The organism is Alteraurantiacibacter lauratis, from assembly GCF_037154155.1.
GTDB classification, from domain to species: domain Bacteria; phylum Pseudomonadota; class Alphaproteobacteria; order Sphingomonadales; family Sphingomonadaceae; genus Alteraurantiacibacter; species Alteraurantiacibacter lauratis.
This window is the reverse complement of record NZ_JBANRN010000012.1, coordinates 35365-52104: the sequence shown is the minus strand read 5'-3', so window position 1 is coordinate 52104 and position 16740 is coordinate 35365. Positions and strand designations below refer to the sequence as shown.

20 protein-coding genes are annotated in these 16740 nt (G+C 63.9%); 10 read left to right on the top strand and 10 right to left on the bottom strand.

Annotated features, from left to right (window positions below; genetic code table 11):
* Nucleotides 1–172: 172 nt before the first annotated feature.
* From WFP39_RS11515 to WFP39_RS11480, 8 genes are all read right to left on the bottom strand, one after another.
* Complete coding sequence (locus WFP39_RS11515) at nucleotides 173–517, bottom strand: DUF1491 family protein (protein ID WP_336919772.1); 345 nt, start codon at nucleotides 515–517, stop codon at nucleotides 173–175.
* A 32-nt stretch (nucleotides 518–549) separates the two neighbouring features.
* Complete coding sequence (locus tag WFP39_RS11510) at nucleotides 550–1011, bottom strand: PTS sugar transporter subunit IIA (protein WP_336919770.1); 462 nt, start codon at nucleotides 1009–1011, stop codon at nucleotides 550–552.
* Nucleotides 1012–1151: 140 nt separating this feature from the next.
* On the bottom strand, nucleotides 1152–1727 hold the full coding sequence (gene hpf / locus WFP39_RS11505) for a ribosome hibernation-promoting factor, HPF/YfiA family (RefSeq protein ID WP_336919769.1): 576 nt from the start codon (nucleotides 1725–1727) through the stop codon (nucleotides 1152–1154).
* 67 nt (nucleotides 1728–1794) lie between these two features.
* Nucleotides 1795–2478, bottom strand: a complete 684-nt coding sequence (gene dnaQ / locus WFP39_RS11500; RefSeq protein ID WP_336919768.1) for a DNA polymerase III subunit epsilon — start codon at nucleotides 2476–2478, stop codon at nucleotides 1795–1797.
* 8 nt (nucleotides 2479–2486) lie between these two features.
* Nucleotides 2487–3107, bottom strand: coding sequence for a dephospho-CoA kinase (coaE, locus tag WFP39_RS11495; RefSeq protein ID WP_336919767.1), 621 nt, complete (start codon nucleotides 3105–3107; stop codon nucleotides 2487–2489).
* On the bottom strand, nucleotides 3104–3964 hold the full coding sequence (locus tag WFP39_RS11490; RefSeq protein WP_336919766.1) for a shikimate dehydrogenase family protein: 861 nt from the start codon (nucleotides 3962–3964) through the stop codon (nucleotides 3104–3106). Before WFP39_RS11490 ends, coaE begins: the two co-directional genes overlap by 4 nt.
* Nucleotides 3961–4539, bottom strand: coding sequence for a Maf family protein (locus WFP39_RS11485; protein WP_336919765.1), 579 nt, complete (start codon nucleotides 4537–4539; stop codon nucleotides 3961–3963). Before WFP39_RS11485 ends, WFP39_RS11490 begins: the two co-directional genes overlap by 4 nt.
* On the bottom strand, nucleotides 4536–5378 hold the full coding sequence (locus WFP39_RS11480) for a pyruvate, water dikinase regulatory protein (RefSeq protein ID WP_336919763.1): 843 nt from the start codon (nucleotides 5376–5378) through the stop codon (nucleotides 4536–4538). The genes WFP39_RS11485 and WFP39_RS11480 overlap by 4 nt, the downstream gene beginning before the upstream one ends.
* Before the next feature lie 300 nt (nucleotides 5379–5678).
* Between WFP39_RS11480 and hemE the strand changes: the two genes are divergently transcribed.
* From hemE to WFP39_RS11430, 10 genes are all read left to right on the top strand, one after another.
* Complete coding sequence (hemE, locus tag WFP39_RS11475) at nucleotides 5679–6701, top strand: uroporphyrinogen decarboxylase (protein ID WP_336919761.1); 1023 nt, start codon at nucleotides 5679–5681, stop codon at nucleotides 6699–6701.
* Between the two features lie 27 nt (nucleotides 6702–6728).
* Complete coding sequence (locus WFP39_RS11470) at nucleotides 6729–7154, top strand: CopD family protein (RefSeq protein ID WP_336919760.1); 426 nt, start codon at nucleotides 6729–6731, stop codon at nucleotides 7152–7154.
* A 158-nt stretch (nucleotides 7155–7312) separates the two neighbouring features.
* Nucleotides 7313–8569: a transcription termination factor Rho gene (gene rho / locus WFP39_RS11465; protein WP_336919759.1), complete on the top strand. Its 1257-nt coding sequence runs from the start codon at nucleotides 7313–7315 to the stop codon at nucleotides 8567–8569.
* A 48-nt stretch (nucleotides 8570–8617) separates the two neighbouring features.
* On the top strand, nucleotides 8618–9034 hold the full coding sequence (locus tag WFP39_RS11460; RefSeq protein ID WP_336919757.1) for a BLUF domain-containing protein: 417 nt from the start codon (nucleotides 8618–8620) through the stop codon (nucleotides 9032–9034).
* Nucleotides 9035–9118: 84 nt separating this feature from the next.
* Nucleotides 9119–9394 carry a DUF6489 family protein gene (locus WFP39_RS11455; RefSeq protein ID WP_336919756.1) on the top strand — a complete coding sequence of 92 codons (276 nt, stop codon included), beginning with the start codon at nucleotides 9119–9121 and terminating at the stop codon, nucleotides 9392–9394.
* 12 nt (nucleotides 9395–9406) lie between these two features.
* The gene (gene mnmE, locus WFP39_RS11450; RefSeq protein WP_336919755.1) at nucleotides 9407–10684 is read left to right on the top strand and encodes a tRNA uridine-5-carboxymethylaminomethyl(34) synthesis GTPase MnmE; all 1278 of its coding nucleotides are present in this window, start codon (nucleotides 9407–9409) and stop codon (nucleotides 10682–10684) included.
* A gap of 82 nt (nucleotides 10685–10766) precedes the next feature.
* Nucleotides 10767–12638 carry a tRNA uridine-5-carboxymethylaminomethyl(34) synthesis enzyme MnmG gene (gene mnmG, locus WFP39_RS11445; RefSeq protein ID WP_336919754.1) on the top strand — a complete coding sequence of 624 codons (1872 nt, stop codon included), beginning with the start codon at nucleotides 10767–10769 and terminating at the stop codon, nucleotides 12636–12638.
* Nucleotides 12639–12694: 56 nt separating this feature from the next.
* Nucleotides 12695–13273 carry a 16S rRNA (guanine(527)-N(7))-methyltransferase RsmG gene (rsmG, locus tag WFP39_RS11440; RefSeq protein WP_336919753.1) on the top strand — a complete coding sequence of 193 codons (579 nt, stop codon included), beginning with the start codon at nucleotides 12695–12697 and terminating at the stop codon, nucleotides 13271–13273.
* Complete coding sequence (locus WFP39_RS11435; RefSeq protein WP_336919752.1) at nucleotides 13270–14070, top strand: ParA family protein; 801 nt, start codon at nucleotides 13270–13272, stop codon at nucleotides 14068–14070. The genes rsmG and WFP39_RS11435 overlap by 4 nt, the downstream gene beginning before the upstream one ends.
* Nucleotides 14067–15041 (top strand): ParB/RepB/Spo0J family partition protein, encoded by a 975-nt coding sequence (locus WFP39_RS11430; protein ID WP_336919751.1) that lies wholly within the window; start codon nucleotides 14067–14069, stop codon nucleotides 15039–15041. The genes WFP39_RS11435 and WFP39_RS11430 overlap by 4 nt, the downstream gene beginning before the upstream one ends.
* Here WFP39_RS11430 and WFP39_RS11425 read toward each other — a convergent pair.
* Together WFP39_RS11425 and WFP39_RS11420 are read right to left on the bottom strand one after the other, a co-directional pair.
* Complete coding sequence (locus tag WFP39_RS11425; RefSeq protein ID WP_336919750.1) at nucleotides 14981–16033, bottom strand: glycine zipper 2TM domain-containing protein; 1053 nt, start codon at nucleotides 16031–16033, stop codon at nucleotides 14981–14983. The two genes, WFP39_RS11430 and WFP39_RS11425, sit on opposite strands and share 61 nt — an antisense overlap.
* A 151-nt stretch (nucleotides 16034–16184) precedes the next feature.
* Nucleotides 16185–16679, bottom strand: coding sequence for a GAF domain-containing protein (locus WFP39_RS11420; RefSeq protein ID WP_336919749.1), 495 nt, complete (start codon nucleotides 16677–16679; stop codon nucleotides 16185–16187).
* Nucleotides 16680–16740: the final 61 nt, after the last annotated feature.

The following is a 16740-nucleotide window of genomic DNA, read 5'->3' as shown; positions in this document are numbered from 1 at the left end:
AGGCCGGACGGGCGCGCTGATGTCAGCACAACCCGAAGCGCGTGAACCCTGTAGAAGGGAACCTGCCGGTTTGCCCCCCGTCTACGTGCCATCGCAAAGAGCGGTATTGCTCCGTGCCGCGATGGCCTACGCTTGGGAAGTCGGCGGCCACATAACCGCCACAATTGGCAAGTCAACCCTTGGTTTCATTCGCAAGGATGAAACGTTCTGCATTCGCGATATCCAGCTCAATCACCCACAGATCCGGATCCTGTGCGCGGCGCCGCTCGCAATAGGCAGTAAATTCGTTCGGATTCTCAGGGTCTTGAACCTTCACGCGAGTCCATCTGCGGGTGCCGTCGGCCTGCGGCATCCGCTCGAACGCAGCAGCGTTTGTGCCCTTCTCGCAACAGATGACGAGCAATGTGCCCGCGTCCCGCTCTCCTTTGGCGATGACCGTGCCAAATCCGCCGGCGGCATCCACCGCCCGGATAAGGCCGGAAACTTCCAGATGAGCGGGGAGTCGCGCCTCGTCCATGCCCACGCCGTGGCGATTATGAATCGAACCGGTCAGGCCACATCGCGGTCGGACACATTGGTGAGCAGGCCGTAAATGGCCTCCTCATCGGGTGCATCGGCCAGCGCGTCGCGCATATCCTCGTCGCGCATCAAGCGCGAAATCGCCGCCAGCGCGTGCAAATGGCCCGCCCCGCTGTTCTCCGGCGACAGCAGGCCGACCACGAGATCGACAGGCAAGCCATCCGCGGCGTTGAAATCGGCCGGATGGCGCAGCCGCATAAGGGCCACAACGGGGCGCGATATGCCCGAAATCCGCGCATGGGGAATGGCCACGCCACGGCCAAAGCCTGTGCTGCCCAGCTTTTCCCGCTCCTCCAGCAGTTCGAGCACCTGGACGGCATCGAGGCCCCAGGCAGCCGCGAAAAGCTGGCTCAGCTTGTCGAGGATCGCCTGCTTGGAATCGGCGCTGATGATCGCCACCGATTCGGGCTTGATCGCGAAGAGTGCATCCATGTCATATTCTCTTGAGGGGGCAGGGGGGAAATAGGCCCGGATCAGCAGCATTCATCCGCTGAAGACCTTGATATATGGCAAAAACGCCGCACGCATCTTGCGCAGCCTGCCGATACCGGGCCTGTCGCAGTCCCGCACGGTCAGGACGGTTCGACCCAGCCGATCGAGCCATCGTGGCGGCGGTAGACCATATTATGTCGCCCCGTGCCAGCATTTTTGAAAAACAGCGCGTTGGTGTGCCGCAGGTCGAGCATCATGACGGCATCCGAAACAGTGACTTCGGGAATGTCGACACTCGTTTCGGCGATAACCGGCGGTGCATCAACCAGCACCTCGTCCTCCGCCTCGACTTCCGGCTCCTCATAAGCGAAGATGGTATAGGCCGCTTCTTCCTGCGCCTGGGCATAGGCGGCCTGTTCGTGGCGGTCCTTGAGGCGGCGCTTATAGCGGCGCAGCTGCTTTTCGATCTTGTCCGCCGCCTGTTCCAGCGCCTGGTGCGCATCGTGCGCGCTGCCATGGCTTTTCAGGATCAGGCCGTGGTTCACATGCAGCACAATGTCGCAGTCAAAGGCGTTGCTGGGCGCCTTGCCAAAGGTGACCGTTGCAGAAAGCGCCCGGCTGAAATACTTCTCGATGATACTGCCCAACCGTTCCGCCGCATGATCCTGTAAGGCTGCGCCAGTGTCCATCTGATGGCCCGAAACGCGGATTTCCATCGATATCTTCTCCTTCTTGGTGCGGGCCCGTTGGCCCGTCTCTCCCCATATAGGACCCGATTGGGACCTAATTAAGCCATAACGGCGCCTTGAGCGATTCAACAAAAGCGCGGTGCCGTTCCAGTTCCTCCGCCGAGGCAGAATGCGGGCGCGCGGGACGAAAGGCGCCGGTGCGGGGGGCAAAGGCGCGCATCTCGCTCACTTCCTCCGCTCGCTCCTCGACCAGTTCCAGCCCGATCTGCCTCCCGCCCAGCAATTCGACATAGACCTGCGCCAGCAATTCGGCGTCGAGCAAAGCCCCGTGTTTCACGCGGTGGCTGCGATCGACGCCATACCGGGCGCAGAGGGCATCGAGCGAATGTTTCGCGCCGGGATGCCGGCGGCGGGCAATCGCCAGCGTATCGACCATCCGCTCCATCGCGATTGCCTCAAGGCCGCAGGCGGACAGTTCGGCATTGAGGAAGCCGAAATCGAACTGCGCATTGTGCGCCACCAGCGGGCTGTCGCCCAGAAAATCGAGCAGCTCGTCCGCCAGGTCGGCAAAAAGCGGCTTGTCCGAAAGGAAGGCGGCAGACAGGCCATGCACCCGCTCGGCCTCCAGCGGCATGTCGCGCTGCGGATTGAAATAGGCGTGAAAGGTGCGGCCCGTGGCCACGCGGTTGACCAATTCGACACAGCCGATTTCCACCAGCCGGTCTCCGCTCAAGGGATCAAGCCCGGTGGTTTCGGTGTCGAAGATAATCTCTCTCATGACCCCGCCTATTCCGTTTCCGGTCGCCCGGTGGCAATGGCTGCGCCCAGCTTCTCCACCAGCCGGGCTACCTGTCGGCGAGTTTCGTCTGGCGAGGTGCCAGTGGCAATCACGAAATGTGCCCTTGCGCGCTTTTCGCTATCGGGCAGCTGCCGGGCAAGGATTGCGGCCAGTTTTTCCTCCGTCATGCCAGGCCGGGCCAGCACACGCGCCGCCTGCACATCGGCAGGGGCAGAGACCACGGCCACCCTGTCCACTTCGTGCAGCAGGTTCTTCTCGAACAACAGGGGGATGTCGAAGACAACCAGCGGCGCATCGGCATGAGCGGCAAGGAAATCGGCGCGAGCCGCCTGCACCGCCGGGTGGACAATGGCTTCCAGCCGGGCGAGTGCCGCCGGATCACCGAATACACGCGCACCCAATTCGGCCCGCTTCACACCATCCGGCCCGGTCGAACCGGGGAAAGCCGCTTCTATCGCCGGGATCAGCGCACCGCCCGGCCCCTGCAGGCGGTGCACCTCGGCATCGGCATCGAAAACCGGCACGCCCGCCTCGGCAAACATCGCGGCGACCGTGCTCTTGCCCATGCCGATCGATCCGGTGAGGCCCAGAATGAGCGGGCGCTTCATGGTGCGAGCAAGGCCCGCAATTCGGCATCGCCATCGCCGCGCGGAGGCGGCTGGCCGAAGAACCGTTCAAACGCGATCGCTGCCTGCCCGATCAGCATGGAAAGCCCATCCACCGTGCGGAAACCGCGCGCGCGCGCCTCGATCAAGAACGGCGTGTCGAGCGGGGCTGTCACGATGTCATAGATCACCGCGCCGGGCGGGGTATGGCTGAAATCATAGGCGAGCGGCGGCTGGCCCACCATGCCCAGCGGGCTGGCATTCACCACCAGATCAAAATACCCCTCGCGGTCGTCAAAGGCAAAGTCGGTGGGATCGGCAAAATGCGCCAGATCCACCGCATGATGCTCGCCATTGGGGTCGATCTCGTCGAGCAGAGCGCGTGCCTTTGCCGGATCGCGGCCCGCCAGGACAATGGTCACCCCGTGTTCGGCAAGGCCCGCAATGATCGCCCGCGCCGCGCCGCCTGTGCCCAGCACGCGCGCCATGCGGAAATAATGCGGAGTTTCCAACATGGGGAGCAGCGGCTCCAGAAACCCCGCGACATCGGTGTTGGTCCCTGCCAGAAGCCGGTCAAAAGCCGGATAGATCGTGTTGACCGCACCAATTGCCGCCGCCTGCGGTTCAACACTGTCGAGGTAGGGGATCACCGCCTGTTTGTGCGGCATGGTAACATTGCAGCCGCGCCAGTTCGGGTCGTCGCGCCGCGCGGCGAGGTAATCAGCCAATCCTTCAGCCGTCACATGGCAGGCGCGATATTCGGCATCCATGCCCAGCTTGCGCAGCCAATAGCCGTGGATCGCCGGACTTTTTGATTGTGCGATGGGATCTCCAATGACTTCAGCATAGGGCCTTGTCACGCGGGCAACTCCCCCAGATCGCGCAGCGCGCCGAGAACAGGCAGCAGCGGCATCCCCAGCACGGTGAACTGGTCGCCCTCTACCCATTCAAACAATTGCACCCCCGGCCCCTCGATGCGGAACACGCCCACGCAATAGCTGACCGCGGGCCATTCGGCATCGAGATAGGCGGCGATGAAATTCTCTGACAGCTTGCGCACCTGCAAGCGGGCAAGCGCGGCATGACGCCACACCACCGTGCCATCGCGCACCAGTGCCGCCGCCGAATGCAGCTCCATCACCTTGCCCGAAAAGAAGCGCAGATGGTTTGCGGCATCCTCGCGGCTGGCGGGCTTGTCGAAGCGGCGGCCATCGACCACCACCAGCGAATCGCTGCCCAGCACGAGGCGGCTGGGCGCAGAAACCGCCAGCGCCTTGGCCTGCGCCAGCGCCAGCGCAATCTGCGGCGCGGGCGCATTTCCCAGCGCCGCCTCCACCGCGCGCTCGTCCACGGCCGCGGGCACGGCTTCGAACGACACGCCTGCTGCCTGCAGCATGGCCTGACGCGATGCACTCTTGGAGGCGAGAACGATCATATCGGCTTGATGCCTGCCTGATCGCCGCCCCGCAGAGTGCGTTCCTGATAGAGCTTGATCACGGCGGCAGCGGTTTCCTCGATCGAGCGGCGGGTCACATCGATCACCGGCCAGCCATTATCGGCAAACATGCGCCGGGCAAAGGCGACTTCCTTTTCCACCCTTTCGCTATCAACATAGGCGGTCTCGGTCCGCTCGTTGAGCGACAGCAGGCGGTTGCGGCGGATTTCGATCAGGCGGCGCGGCGCCGTGGTCAGCCCCACCACCATCGGCTTTTGCAAGGAAAACAGCAGAGGTGGCGGCGGGCTTTCCACCACCAGCGGGATATTGGCGACCTTGAACCCGCGATTGGCAAGGTAGATGCTCGTGGGCGTCTTGGATGTGCGCGACACGCCTGCCAGCACGATATCGGCGGCTTCCCAGTTTTCCCAGCCGATCCCGTCATCATGCGCAATGGTGAACTGGATCGCGTCCACCCGGTCGAAATAGGCTTGGTCCATCACGTGGCGCGCGCCGGGCCGCGCGTGCGCTTCCTGCCCCAGCCGATCCTGCAAGGCGTGCGTCACCGCATCAAGCGCAGCGATATGCGGCAGGCCCAGCAGGCGGCATTGTTCCTCCAGCCGCGCGCGGGTTTCGGGATTGGCGAGGGTGAACAGCACCAGGCCGGGATTGGCCTTGAACTCCTCTATCACCCGGTCAAGATGCTGGCGCGAACGCACCATGGGCCAGAAATGCCGCGTGACATCCGGATCATCGAACTGCGCGAGCGCCGCCTTGGCGATCATCTCAAGCGTTTCGCCGGTGGAATCCGACAGGAGGTGAAGGTTAAGCCGGGCCATGTGGACAAGTGCCAGCATAAACCACGGGACGGGGCCGTGGACAAGCCGGGTATGGCTTTTCACCCCCGCTGACAGGCGATTCCTGCGCGCAGTTCTGGACAGAGGCTTATGGTTATCGACAGGCTGTGGATTGCGGGCAGAGATTCCGTTTGACCACGCAAGGCTGCAGAGTCGCATGGCCCTTTGCCCCCTGTTCACCGGGGGAGAAATCGGGCAGAGGGCCGCTGTCCCCGCTATCCACAGGGCCAACAGATAACTGAACCCTTCTTAAAGACTCTTTTTTATTGTTTGGACCTCGCGATGCCCGGCCTTCTTCTCGACAATCTGCGTGGTGAGCGCACCGAAAAGCGGCCCGTGTGGCTGATGCGGCAGGCGGGGCGTTACCTGCCCGAATACCGTGAATTACGAGCGCAGAAGGGCGGTTTCTTGCCGCTGGTCTATGACAGTGCAGCTGCGGCCGAGATTACCTTGCAACCCATCCGCCGTTTCGGTTTTGACGGGGCGATCCTGTTTTCCGACATTCTGATCGTTCCGCACGCGCTGGGGCAGGATCTGCAGTTCCTGGCGGGCGAAGGGCCGCATCTCTCGCCGCGGCTGGTCGATGCCGCCTTGAGCAGTCTGGCCCCGCAACCGCAGCATTTTGCCCCCGTGTGGGAAACCGTGCGGCTGACGCGCGCGGCGCTACCCGATAATGTCACCATGCTGGGCTTCATCGGCAGTCCGTGGACCGTGGCGACCTACATGGTGGCAGGCGAGGGGTCGAAGGATCACCATCTGGCGCGCGCCATGGCCTACCGCGACCCTGCCGCCTTCGCCGAGATTATCGCGGCGATCAGCGCGGCATCCATCACCTATCTTTTGGGCCAGATCGATGCAGGCGCCGAAGCCGTGCAACTGTTCGACAGCTGGGCGGGAAGCCTTTCGCCGCGCCAGTTCGAAGAATGGGTGATTGCCCCTACAGCGAAGATTGTGGCGGAAATCCGCCGCCGCCATCCGGGCGTGCCGATCATCGGCTTTCCCAAGGGTGCGGGCGCAAAACTTCCCGCCTATGCCCGCGAAACGGGTGTCGATGCGTTGGGCGTGGACGAGACGCAGGATGCGCGCTGGGTCAACCGCGAATTGCCCGCTGGCCTGCCGGTGCAGGGCAATCTCGATCCGCTGCTGCTGATTGCGGGCGGGGCGCCGCTGGAGGATGCCGCGCGCGAGGTGCTCGCCGCCTTTGCCGACCGGCCGCATGTCTTCAATCTGGGCCACGGCATCGACAAGTCCACGCCGATCGCGCATGTTGAAAGGCTGCTGGAAATCGTCCGCTCACCGGCCTAATTGGGCCATATGCAAGGGTTCCTCTGGATGATCTATCTCTGGCTGAAGGCCGGCCACATCATCTTCGTGATCTTCTGGATGGCGGGGCTGTTCATGCTGCCACGCTATTTCGTCTATCATCAGGAAGCCGCGCCGGGTTCGGATGAGGAAGCGATCTGGCTCGATCGCGAACGCAAGCTGCTGAAAATCATCCTCAATCCGTCGGTCGCGGTGGTGTGGATTTTGGGCATGGGCCTTGCCTATGCCGGCAATGCGATGAGCATGGGGTGGTTTCATCTGAAGCTCGCCATCGTGCTCGCGCTGACCGGCTATCACCTCTACCTTTCGGCCTATCACCGCAAATTGCAGCGTGGCGAGCGGGCGCTGACGGGTAAGCAATTGCGCCTGTTCAACGAAGTGCCGGGCATTGCGGCTGCCTTTATCGTTGTGCTGGCGGTTATCAAACCGTTCTGAACACGGGCGCGTAAGGGCGCAAAGCGAATTGACCTGACGCGGCGAAAAGCATATCGCCGCCTTGTATCCGGCTGATGTCGCGTTGTGGCGACCGGGTCTGCTTTCTCCAAGCCCATCGGCCCGCCGGCTTCCCCTGAATCGAATACGGATTTACGACAATGCACCTGAAAGAACTCAAGCAGCGGACGCCGGCAGAACTCGTCGCCATGGCCGAGGAATACGAGGTCGAAGGCGCCAGCACGATGCGCCGTCAGGATCTGATGTTTGCGATCCTGAAAGAGGTTGCCGAGGATGGCGAGGAAATCATCGGTGAAGGCACGATCGAAGTGCTTTCCGATGGGTTCGGCTTCCTGCGCAGCCCGGAGGCGAATTATCTGGCCGGGCCTGACGATATCTATGTCTCCCCCAACCAGGTTCGCAAATGGGGCCTGCGCACCGGTGACACGGTCGAAGGCGAAATCCGCGCGCCCAAGGATGGCGAACGTTACTTCGCGATCACCAAGCTGCTGAAGGTCAATTTCGACGATCCCGACGCGGTGCGCCACCGCACCAATTTCGACAATCTCACCCCGCTTTATCCGGATGAGCGGCTGATCCTCGACACGGTCGATCCCACGGTGAAGGACAAGTCCGCCCGCGTGATCGATCTCATCAGCCCGCAGGGCAAGGGCCAGCGCGCGCTGATCGTGGCACCGCCGCGCACCGGCAAGACCGTGCTGCTGCAGAACATTGCCAAGGCGATCACCGACAACCACCCCGAAGTCTTCCTGATCGTGCTGCTGGTCGACGAACGGCCCGAAGAAGTCACCGACATGCAGCGCAGCGTGAAGGGCGAGGTGATCTCCTCCACCTTTGACGAACCCGCATCACGCCACGTGCAAGTAGCTGAAATGGTTATCGAAAAGGCCAAACGACTGGTCGAGCACAAGAAGGACGTGGTGATCCTGCTCGATTCAATCACCCGCCTTGGCCGTGCCTACAACACGGTCGTCCCGTCCAGCGGCAAGGTGCTGACGGGCGGTGTCGATGCCAATGCGCTGCAACGGCCCAAGCGCTTCTTCGGCGCGGCGCGCAATATCGAGGAAGGCGGCAGCCTCTCCATCATCGCCACCGCGCTGATCGATACCGGGAGCCGCATGGACGAAGTGATCTTTGAAGAGTTCAAGGGCACAGGCAACAGCGAAATCGTGCTCGACCGCAAGGTTGCGGACAAGCGCATCTTCCCCGCGCTCGACGTGGGCAAGAGCGGCACCCGCAAGGAAGAGCTGCTGGTTCCCAAGGAACAGCTGTCCAAGATGTGGGTGCTGCGCCGCATCCTGATGCAGATGGGCACGGTGGATTCGATGGAATTCCTGCTCGACAAGATGAAGGATTCCAAGACGAACGAGGATTTCTTCGCCACGATGAACCAGTAGGCGGCGGGGAACCATCGGGTAACTTCTGGGCGCTATGCTCTCGTCTTCGTGAAAACCGCAGACGAAGGGCTGACGATGCGGCAATATCTGTACATCAGCACCGCGCGCAATCTCAGCCTGCGCGATGTCGAGAAGATTGTCGCGCAATCCGAGCGCAAGAATGCCGAGCGCGGCATTGGCGGATTTCTCGTCTTCAATGGCGCGAACTTTTTGCAGGTTATTGAGGGACAAAGGGACGCGCTTGATCGGTTGATGGCCGATTTGGCGGATGATCCGCGTCATAACGGGATCGTGCGGCTGGCCGATATCGCGCCGCCGCAGGCCGTTTTTACCGGATGGCGGATGCGCAGCTTTGCGGCCGAGGACAGCCCTTCGATTCGCCGCTTTGCGCTTGGCACCGAACTGCCCGCCGCACTCGATCCCGCGCTGCGCGAAATGGTGCTCAATTTCGCCAAACTCAACTAGGGCGGTCACGCCACTGGAAATCCGCCACCGTCTTGCGCATATATAACACCGGGACGCTTCCGGTTGCGTGAAAGGCTTGTGGCCATGAAAGTGAATATCGAAATCGAATGCTCGCCCGAAGAGGCGCGGCGATTCATGGGCCTGCCCGATGTGGACAAGGCCAATGCCGTCTATGTCGATGCCATTGCCAAGGCGATGAAGGGCGCGTCCAATCCCGATCAGTTGCAGGAATTTGCCCAGCAGCTTGCCCCGATGGGGCAGATAGGGCTGAAGATTTTCCAGTCCTTTGTGGAAGGGGCGACGCGCTCTGCCCAATCGGGAGGTTCCTCGCGCCGTACTGATCCGCCCCAGGACGATTGATTTTCCGCGGCCATGGACACAATCTTTGCCCTGTCGAGCGGCGCACCGCCCGCAGGCATTGCCGTTATCCGCATAACCGGGCCTGATGCGGGCGGGGCTGTGCAGGCTCTGGCAGGCAAACTGCCCGCGCCGCGCCGGGCTATGCGCGCCTGGCTGAGGGATTCGAGCGGCGACCTTCTCGATGACGGGCTAGTGCTGTTTTTTCCCGGCCCCGCCTCGGTAACTGGCGAGGATCTGGCCGAACTGCATCTGCATGGCGGGCGCGCCGTGATCGCTGCGGTGGAAGCGGCGCTGTCCGCGATGCCGGGCTTGCGCCGCGCCGAAGCGGGAGAGTTCACCCGCCGTGCCTTTGCCAACGGGCGGATCGACCTCGCCGAAGCCGAAGGGTTGGCCGATCTCCTTTCCGCCGAAACCGAATTGCAGCGCCGCGCGGCGATCGGCAATGCGGCGGGTCTGCTGTCGGCGCGGGTCGAGGGGTGGCGGAGCGAATTGTTGCGCCTTTCCGCGCAGGTGGAGGCGGTGCTCGATTTCGGGGACGAGGATGATGTGGGCGACGGATTTCCGCCTGCCTTCGCGGCGGACCTCCAGGCGTTTCGCGCCGATCTGGAGGCGGTGCTCGCCGCGCCCTCGGCAGAGCCGTTGCGCGAAGGGTTCCGCGTTGCGCTCGCCGGGCCGCCCAATGCCGGCAAGTCGACCTTGTTCAACGCGCTGGTCGAAAGCGAGGCGGCCATTACCGCACCGATTGCTGGCACAACGCGCGATGTGCTGGTGCGTCCGGTCGCGATTGGCGGCGTGCCCTTTTCCTTTGTCGATATGGCGGGCCTGCGCGACGAAGGTAGCGATGCGATCGAGATGATCGGGATCGAACGGGCCCAGGCGGAAATTGCGCGCGCCGATCTGGTGCTGTGGCTTGGCGCAGAAGGTGAGGGGCCGGCGGGCGCATGGGAAATCGACGCGCGTATTGACGAGGCCGGTCATGCGGCCAAGGCAGAGGCGCTGCACCGTGTGTCGGCCGTAACCGGCGACGGGATGGCAGACCTCAAGCGGGCTCTGATCGAACACGCCCGCGCACATATGCCGGGGCCGGGCGATCTGGTGCTTGGCCGCCGCCAGCGCGAACTGGTGGTCCGTGCCGCAGAGGAAGTGTCACTCGCCCAGGGGCAGGGCGATCCGCTGCTTCTCGCCGAACATCTGCGCCGCGCACGCCTTGCCTTCGACGCACTTCTCGGCCGTACCTCTACTGAGGATGTGCTCGATGCGTTGTTTGGCCGGTTCTGTATCGGCAAATAGAGTGTTTCACGTGAAACACTGCGCATGGCTTTGCCATCCATCCCTTTGACCTGAGGCGCGCGGGCCTATATCGGCAAGGCTTATGGATCGCTTCGATGTCATCGTGATTGGCGCCGGCCATGCCGGGTGCGAGGCCGCTGCTGCGGCTGCGCGTATGGGCGTGCGCACGGCGCTGGTTACGTTCTATGTGAGCAAGATAGGCGCGATGAGCTGCAACCCAGCCATTGGCGGGTTGGGCAAGGGCCATCTGGTGCGCGAGGTCGATGCCTTTGATGGGCTGATTGCGCGCGCCGCCGATGCCGCAGCCATCCATTACCGCATGCTCAACCGATCAAAGGGCAGCGCGGTGCAAGGCCCGCGCGTACAGGCCGATCGCCACCTGTTTGCAGCGGCGGTCCAGCGCATGCTTGCGGAGCTGCCGCAGCTCACCGTCGTCGAAGGGGAGGCCGCGCGCCTGTCGTTCGGGCAAGGACGGGTGGATGGACTGGAACTCGCCGATGGGCGCAGACTGGCTGCCTCCGCCGTCATTCTGTGCACCGGCACCTTTTTGGGCGGCACGCTGTTTCGCGGCGAGGAGCGGCTGACGGGTGGACGCATTGGCGAAGCATCCGCGCAGGATCTCGCCCGGCAATTGCGCGAGGCGGAACTGCCGATGGCGCGCCTCAAAACAGGCACGCCACCGCGGCTCGATGGCCGCACGATTGACTGGGCTGCGCTGGAACAGCAGGCAAGCGACCCTGATCCGTGGACGATGTCGCCGCTCACCTCCGCCCGCGCCAATCCGCAGGTCTTCTGTGCGATCACCCGCACGAATCCGCGCACCCATGCGATCATTGCCGATAATCTTCACCGTTCGCCTCTGTTCACGGGGGCAATCGGGGCGGCGGGGCCGCGCTATTGCCCGTCGATCGAGGACAAGATTCACCGCTTTGCCGACCGCGACGGGCATCAGGTGTTCCTGGAACCCGAAGGGCTCGCTACGCATCTCGTCTATCCGAACGGCATTTCCACTTCGCTGCCCACCGATGTGCAGCTGGATTTGCTGCGCAGCATGGCCGGGCTGGAACAGGTGGAGATGGTGGTGCCCGGCTATGCGGTGGAATATGATCATGTTGATCCGCGCGCTCTGGGCCGCGATTTGCAGGTGAAGGCGATGCCGGGCCTGTACTGCGCGGGGCAAATCAACGGTACGACGGGTTACGAGGAAGCGGCGGCGCAGGGGCTTGTGGCGGGCCTTTACGCGGCGAGCTCCGTCCTTGGGCGGGATGGGCCATCGCTGGATCGCGCCAATTCCTACATCGCGGTGATGATTGACGATCTGACGCTGCACGGGGTGAGTGAACCCTATCGCATGCTGACAGCACGCGCCGAGTATCGTTTGCGGCTGCGCGCCAACAACGCTTCCACACGGCTCACGCCGCTGGCGCTGGAACTGGAGTGCGTAGGGGAGGCGCGCGCACAATGGTTCGCCCGACGGGAGGCCGAGCGGGTCAGCTGGACCGCTGTGCTGGACAGTTCCGCAAGTGCGGGGCAGTTGATTGCCCATGGTCTCGATCTGCGGACCGATCTGGGTCGCATGAGCCTGCGCGAATGGCTGCGCTTTCCGGATATCACGCTCGCCGATCTCGCTCCCCTGCTTCCGCCTGAGCTGGATCCGGCAAGCGATCTGGCGGCCGAGCTGGCCGAGGATGCCGCCTATGCGCCCTATTTGGAGCGGCAGGAGGCGGAATTGCGCGATCTGCGCGCCAGCGAAAATGTGCCGCTGGGGGTACACTTTCCCTTTGCCGATGTCCCCGGTCTTTCCAAAGAGATGGTCGAACGCCTGACGCGCGCACAACCGGATACGCTGGCAAGCGCAGCGCGGCTGCCTGGCATCACGCCTGCGGCGTTGGCGGCGCTGCTGGTCTATGCACGCCGCGTGCGGGACACGTGCCACAAAGGGGTGGCAGCGTGATCACGTGCGAAGACGAGGCGCGCACCTTCTGCGCGGCGCTGGTGGATGCGGACGCGATGGACCGTTTGGCGCGCTTCATTGACTTGCTTGCGGAGGAAAATGGACGGCAGAACCTGATTTCCGCTGCCAGCCTGGCGCAGGTGTGGCAGCGCCATATCGCTGACAGCTTGCAACTGCTCCTGCATGTTCCACATGAAACATTGGAACGGCGCGGGGCGTGGATGGATCTGGGCAGCGGTGCGGGTATGCCGGGTTTGGTGCTTGCCATCGCGCGCCCGGATCTTCCCTTTCATCTGGTCGAATCGCGCAAGAAGCGCGTTGCATGGCTTGAAGCGGTGGTGCGGGAATTCGGGCTGGCGCATTGCCGGGTCCATGGTTCCCGTTTGGAGACGGTTCCAACTGCGCCGATGCAGGTGATCTGCGCGCGCGCCTTTGCTCCGCTTGACAAGCTCCTTGGCTTATCCGCCCGCTTTTCCACACCGGACACCGTCTGGCTGTTGCCCAAGGGGCGCTCTGCGGGCGAAGAATTGGCAATGCAGCCCGAATCGATCCGCGCCATGTTTCACGTGGAACACTCGCGTACCGATCCGCAGGCTGGTATCGTGACCGGAACAGGGAGGCCACCAGTCCGATGATCACTATCGCCATTGCGAATCAAAAGGGCGGCGTGGGCAAGACCACCACCGCCATCAACATTGCGACGGCGATGGCGGCAACCGGCTGGAAGACGCTGCTGATCGACCTGGACCCGCAAGGCAATGCCTCGACCGGTATCGGTCTGGCGGCGGCGCAGCGCGAATTGTCGAGCTATGATGTGCTGGTTGACCAGATGCCGGTGGATGATTGCATCGTCGCCTCGCGCATTCCGGGGCTCGATCTTCTCCCCGCCACGGTCGACCTCAGCGGCGCGGAAGTGGAGCTGGTGGGGGTCGAGGGGCGCACGCATCGGTTGGCGCAGGCGCTCACCGCGCACAAGGCGGCGGCTGAGGGAAGCGGGCGCGGGCATGATATCTGCTTCATTGATTGCCCGCCCTCCCTGGGGCTTCTCACGCTCAACGCGCTGTGTGCGGCAGATACGCTGCTCGTGCCGCTGCAGTGCGAATTCTTCGCCCTCGAAGGCCTCAGCCAGCTGTTGCAGACAGTTGAACAGGTGCAGCAGCGCTTCAATCCCGATCTGGGCATTATCGGCATTGTTCTAACGATGTTCGACCGGCGCAACCGGCTGACCGATCAGGTGTCCGACGATGTGCGCGAGTGCCTCGGCAATCTGGTGTTCGAGTCGGTGATTCCGCGCAATGTCCGCCTGTCCGAAGCGCCCAGCCATGGCCTGCCTGCATTGATTTACGATCATGCATGCTCTGGTAGCCGGGCCTATATGGCACTGGCGCGCGAATTGATCGGGCGGCTGCCCAAGGAAAGGATTGCGGCATGAGTGCACAGGATAACTCGCCCGAAGCCGCAGCCGCGGGCAAGCCCGCTCCCCGCCGCGCATTGGGGCGCGGCCTCGGCGCGCTTCTTGGGGAAACGCGGCGCGAAGAGCCGCTGGTTGCGCCCGCCGCCTCGTCAAATTCGGCTGTTGCCCCCGCTCCGCTGCCCGTGCAGGGGTCGGGACTGGCCAGCCTCCCTGTCGCTGCAATTGAACCGCACCCGGATCAGCCGCGCCGCCATTTTGACGAGGTCGCGCTTGACGAGCTGGCCGCTTCGATTGCCACGCGCGGGGTGATCCAGCCCGTGATCGTGCGGCCGCTGGGCGAGGGGCGGTATCAGCTGGTGGCGGGTGAACGGCGCTGGCGCGCGGCGCAAAAGGCGCAATTGCACGAGATTCCCGCCATCGTCCGCGACCTGGCCGAACGCGAGGTGATGGCGCTGGCGCTGATCGAGAATATCCAGCGCGAGGACCTGAACCCGGTCGAGGAGGCGCGCGCCTATCAGCGGCTGGCGCAGCTGGAGGACATGACGCAGGCGGAAATTGCCCGGCTGGTCGACAAGTCGCGCAGCCATGTCGCCAATCTCCAGCGCCTGCTCAGCCTGCCTGACGATGTGCTTGACCACCTGGAAGCCGGGCGGCTCGACATGGGTCATGCGCGCGCCCTGATCGGGCGCGATAATGCCTCGGAACTGGCGGCGCAGGCGATCCTGCGCAAGCTGTCGGTGCGCGAGGTGGAAAAGCTCGCCCGTATGGCGGATGGTCCGGGACAGCGCCGCCGCACCGCGCGCGAGCCACGTGACCCGGCGCATGATGCCGATATTGCGGCCGTGGAAAGCCACCTTGAGGAGTTTCTCGGCCTGCCCGTAAAGATCGCCGCCGATGCCGATCCGCGTTCGGGCGCGGTAACGATCCGTTACCGCACGCTTGACCAGCTCGACCTGATTTGCGGCCGCCTGACGGGAAGCGGCATCTGAGGTCGCGCCCGTAATCCTGTTAAATCAACATGTTTGTTTGCGCGGATCAGCTTGCCCGGCTCCCGCGTGGGCGTGGCGCGGCGAATCTGCCGGCGGGGAGCGGGGGCCGGTTCGACCAGCACCTCCTCCTCGATCATGCGGTGGCGCATCATTTGCGGGCGATGCGCTTGCGGCTGGTATTGCGCCACTGGCACCATTGCGACGGGGGCATAGGCCATCTGCACCGGCACGCCGTAACCGCGCTCGTAATTGAGCAGATAGGCCTCGCAGTAGTCGAAAGCCGAGGATTGGCTTGCCGCGGCGGCTTCGGCGGCGCGCCCGTCATCCCGGCGGCGGTCGGCATTGTCGATCACCGATCCGATCACCGCGCCCGCCACGCCGCCCATTCCGGCGCCGATCACCGTGCCGAGCAGGCGGTCGCCGTCGGCCACGCGGTTGCCAACGATCCCGCCGGTCATCGCGCCCAGAATGCCGCCGATCAGTCCGCCATTGCGCCGTTCTTCCTCGACATAATGGGTCGGCCGCACATCTTCAGCGCGCAGCGCACGGCACTGGGCAAGCCATTCGGCACGTTCGGCCGGGCCATAGGCGAGCTGCGGTGTGGTGCTGCGCGCACCGGGATAACCATGCGCTGCACCCTGGTGATGATGCAGCGCATCGCGGCCCGCGCGCGCCGCGCGGTAATCCCCATCACTCATCGCGGTTTCGCGGTAGGTGGGCTGGGCCACTTCGGTGCGTGTCCATTCCACCGCTTCTTCCGGGGCATTGGACGGGGCGGCATAGACCGGAACCTGCGCCGGAACGCTGTCGCGCGCCCAGCTGACCCCGGCATCTGCTTCGCTCTGCACCTCAGCCGCGTCCGCGCTGTCGCGCACCGCCCGGTCCACGACGCGCGTATAGCCATCGCCGTCCCAAACCTGTTGCGCCAATGCCGGCGCGGAAAGGCCCAGCAGGGCGGTGGTGGCGGCATAAACGGCAAGACGCTTCGGCATGGAACGGCCCCTCGACAAATCGCAGATGCAGGGAGGGATGGGCCGGAACGCCAGACCTGCCTCCCGGCATTAACCCCCTGTTTACTACGAAATTGCCTGCGATTCCCAAGCGCCTTTGCGTGCTTGTCCCGAAACGGGTCTGATCGGCGCGTCAGATACGCGGCGCGATCAGCGCGGCCAGCGCCGCGATCCCGGCGGCATCCTGTTCGTCGAACCGAGCACGCGTGGGACTGTCGAGGTCGATCACCGCGATCACCCGGCCATTGCGCAGCACCGGCACGACCAACTCGCTTGCGGACGCCGCGTCGCAGGCGATGTGGCCGGGGAAGGCGTGCACATCCTCCACCACCTGCACCGCGCCGCTGGCCGCCGCCGTGCCGCATACGCCCCGGCCAAAGGGGATGCGGATGCAGGCGGGCCGACCGACAAAGGGGCCGAGGACAAGCTCCTCCACACCGCCCGATACGACCACGCGGTAGAACCCCGCCCAGTTCAGATCGGGCAGCATATCGCCCATCAGCGCGGCGATATTGGCCATATTGGCGACCGAATCGCTTTCGCCCGCAGTCAACGCGTCGGCGGCGGCGCAGAGCTGGCGATAAAGTTCCGGCTTGTCAGTATCGGCGGGGGCGGAGAAATCGAACATCCACGGCGCATTAGCGCGCGCCGCGCCCTTCGCAAAGCAATTGCCGCCACGCGGGCAAAGC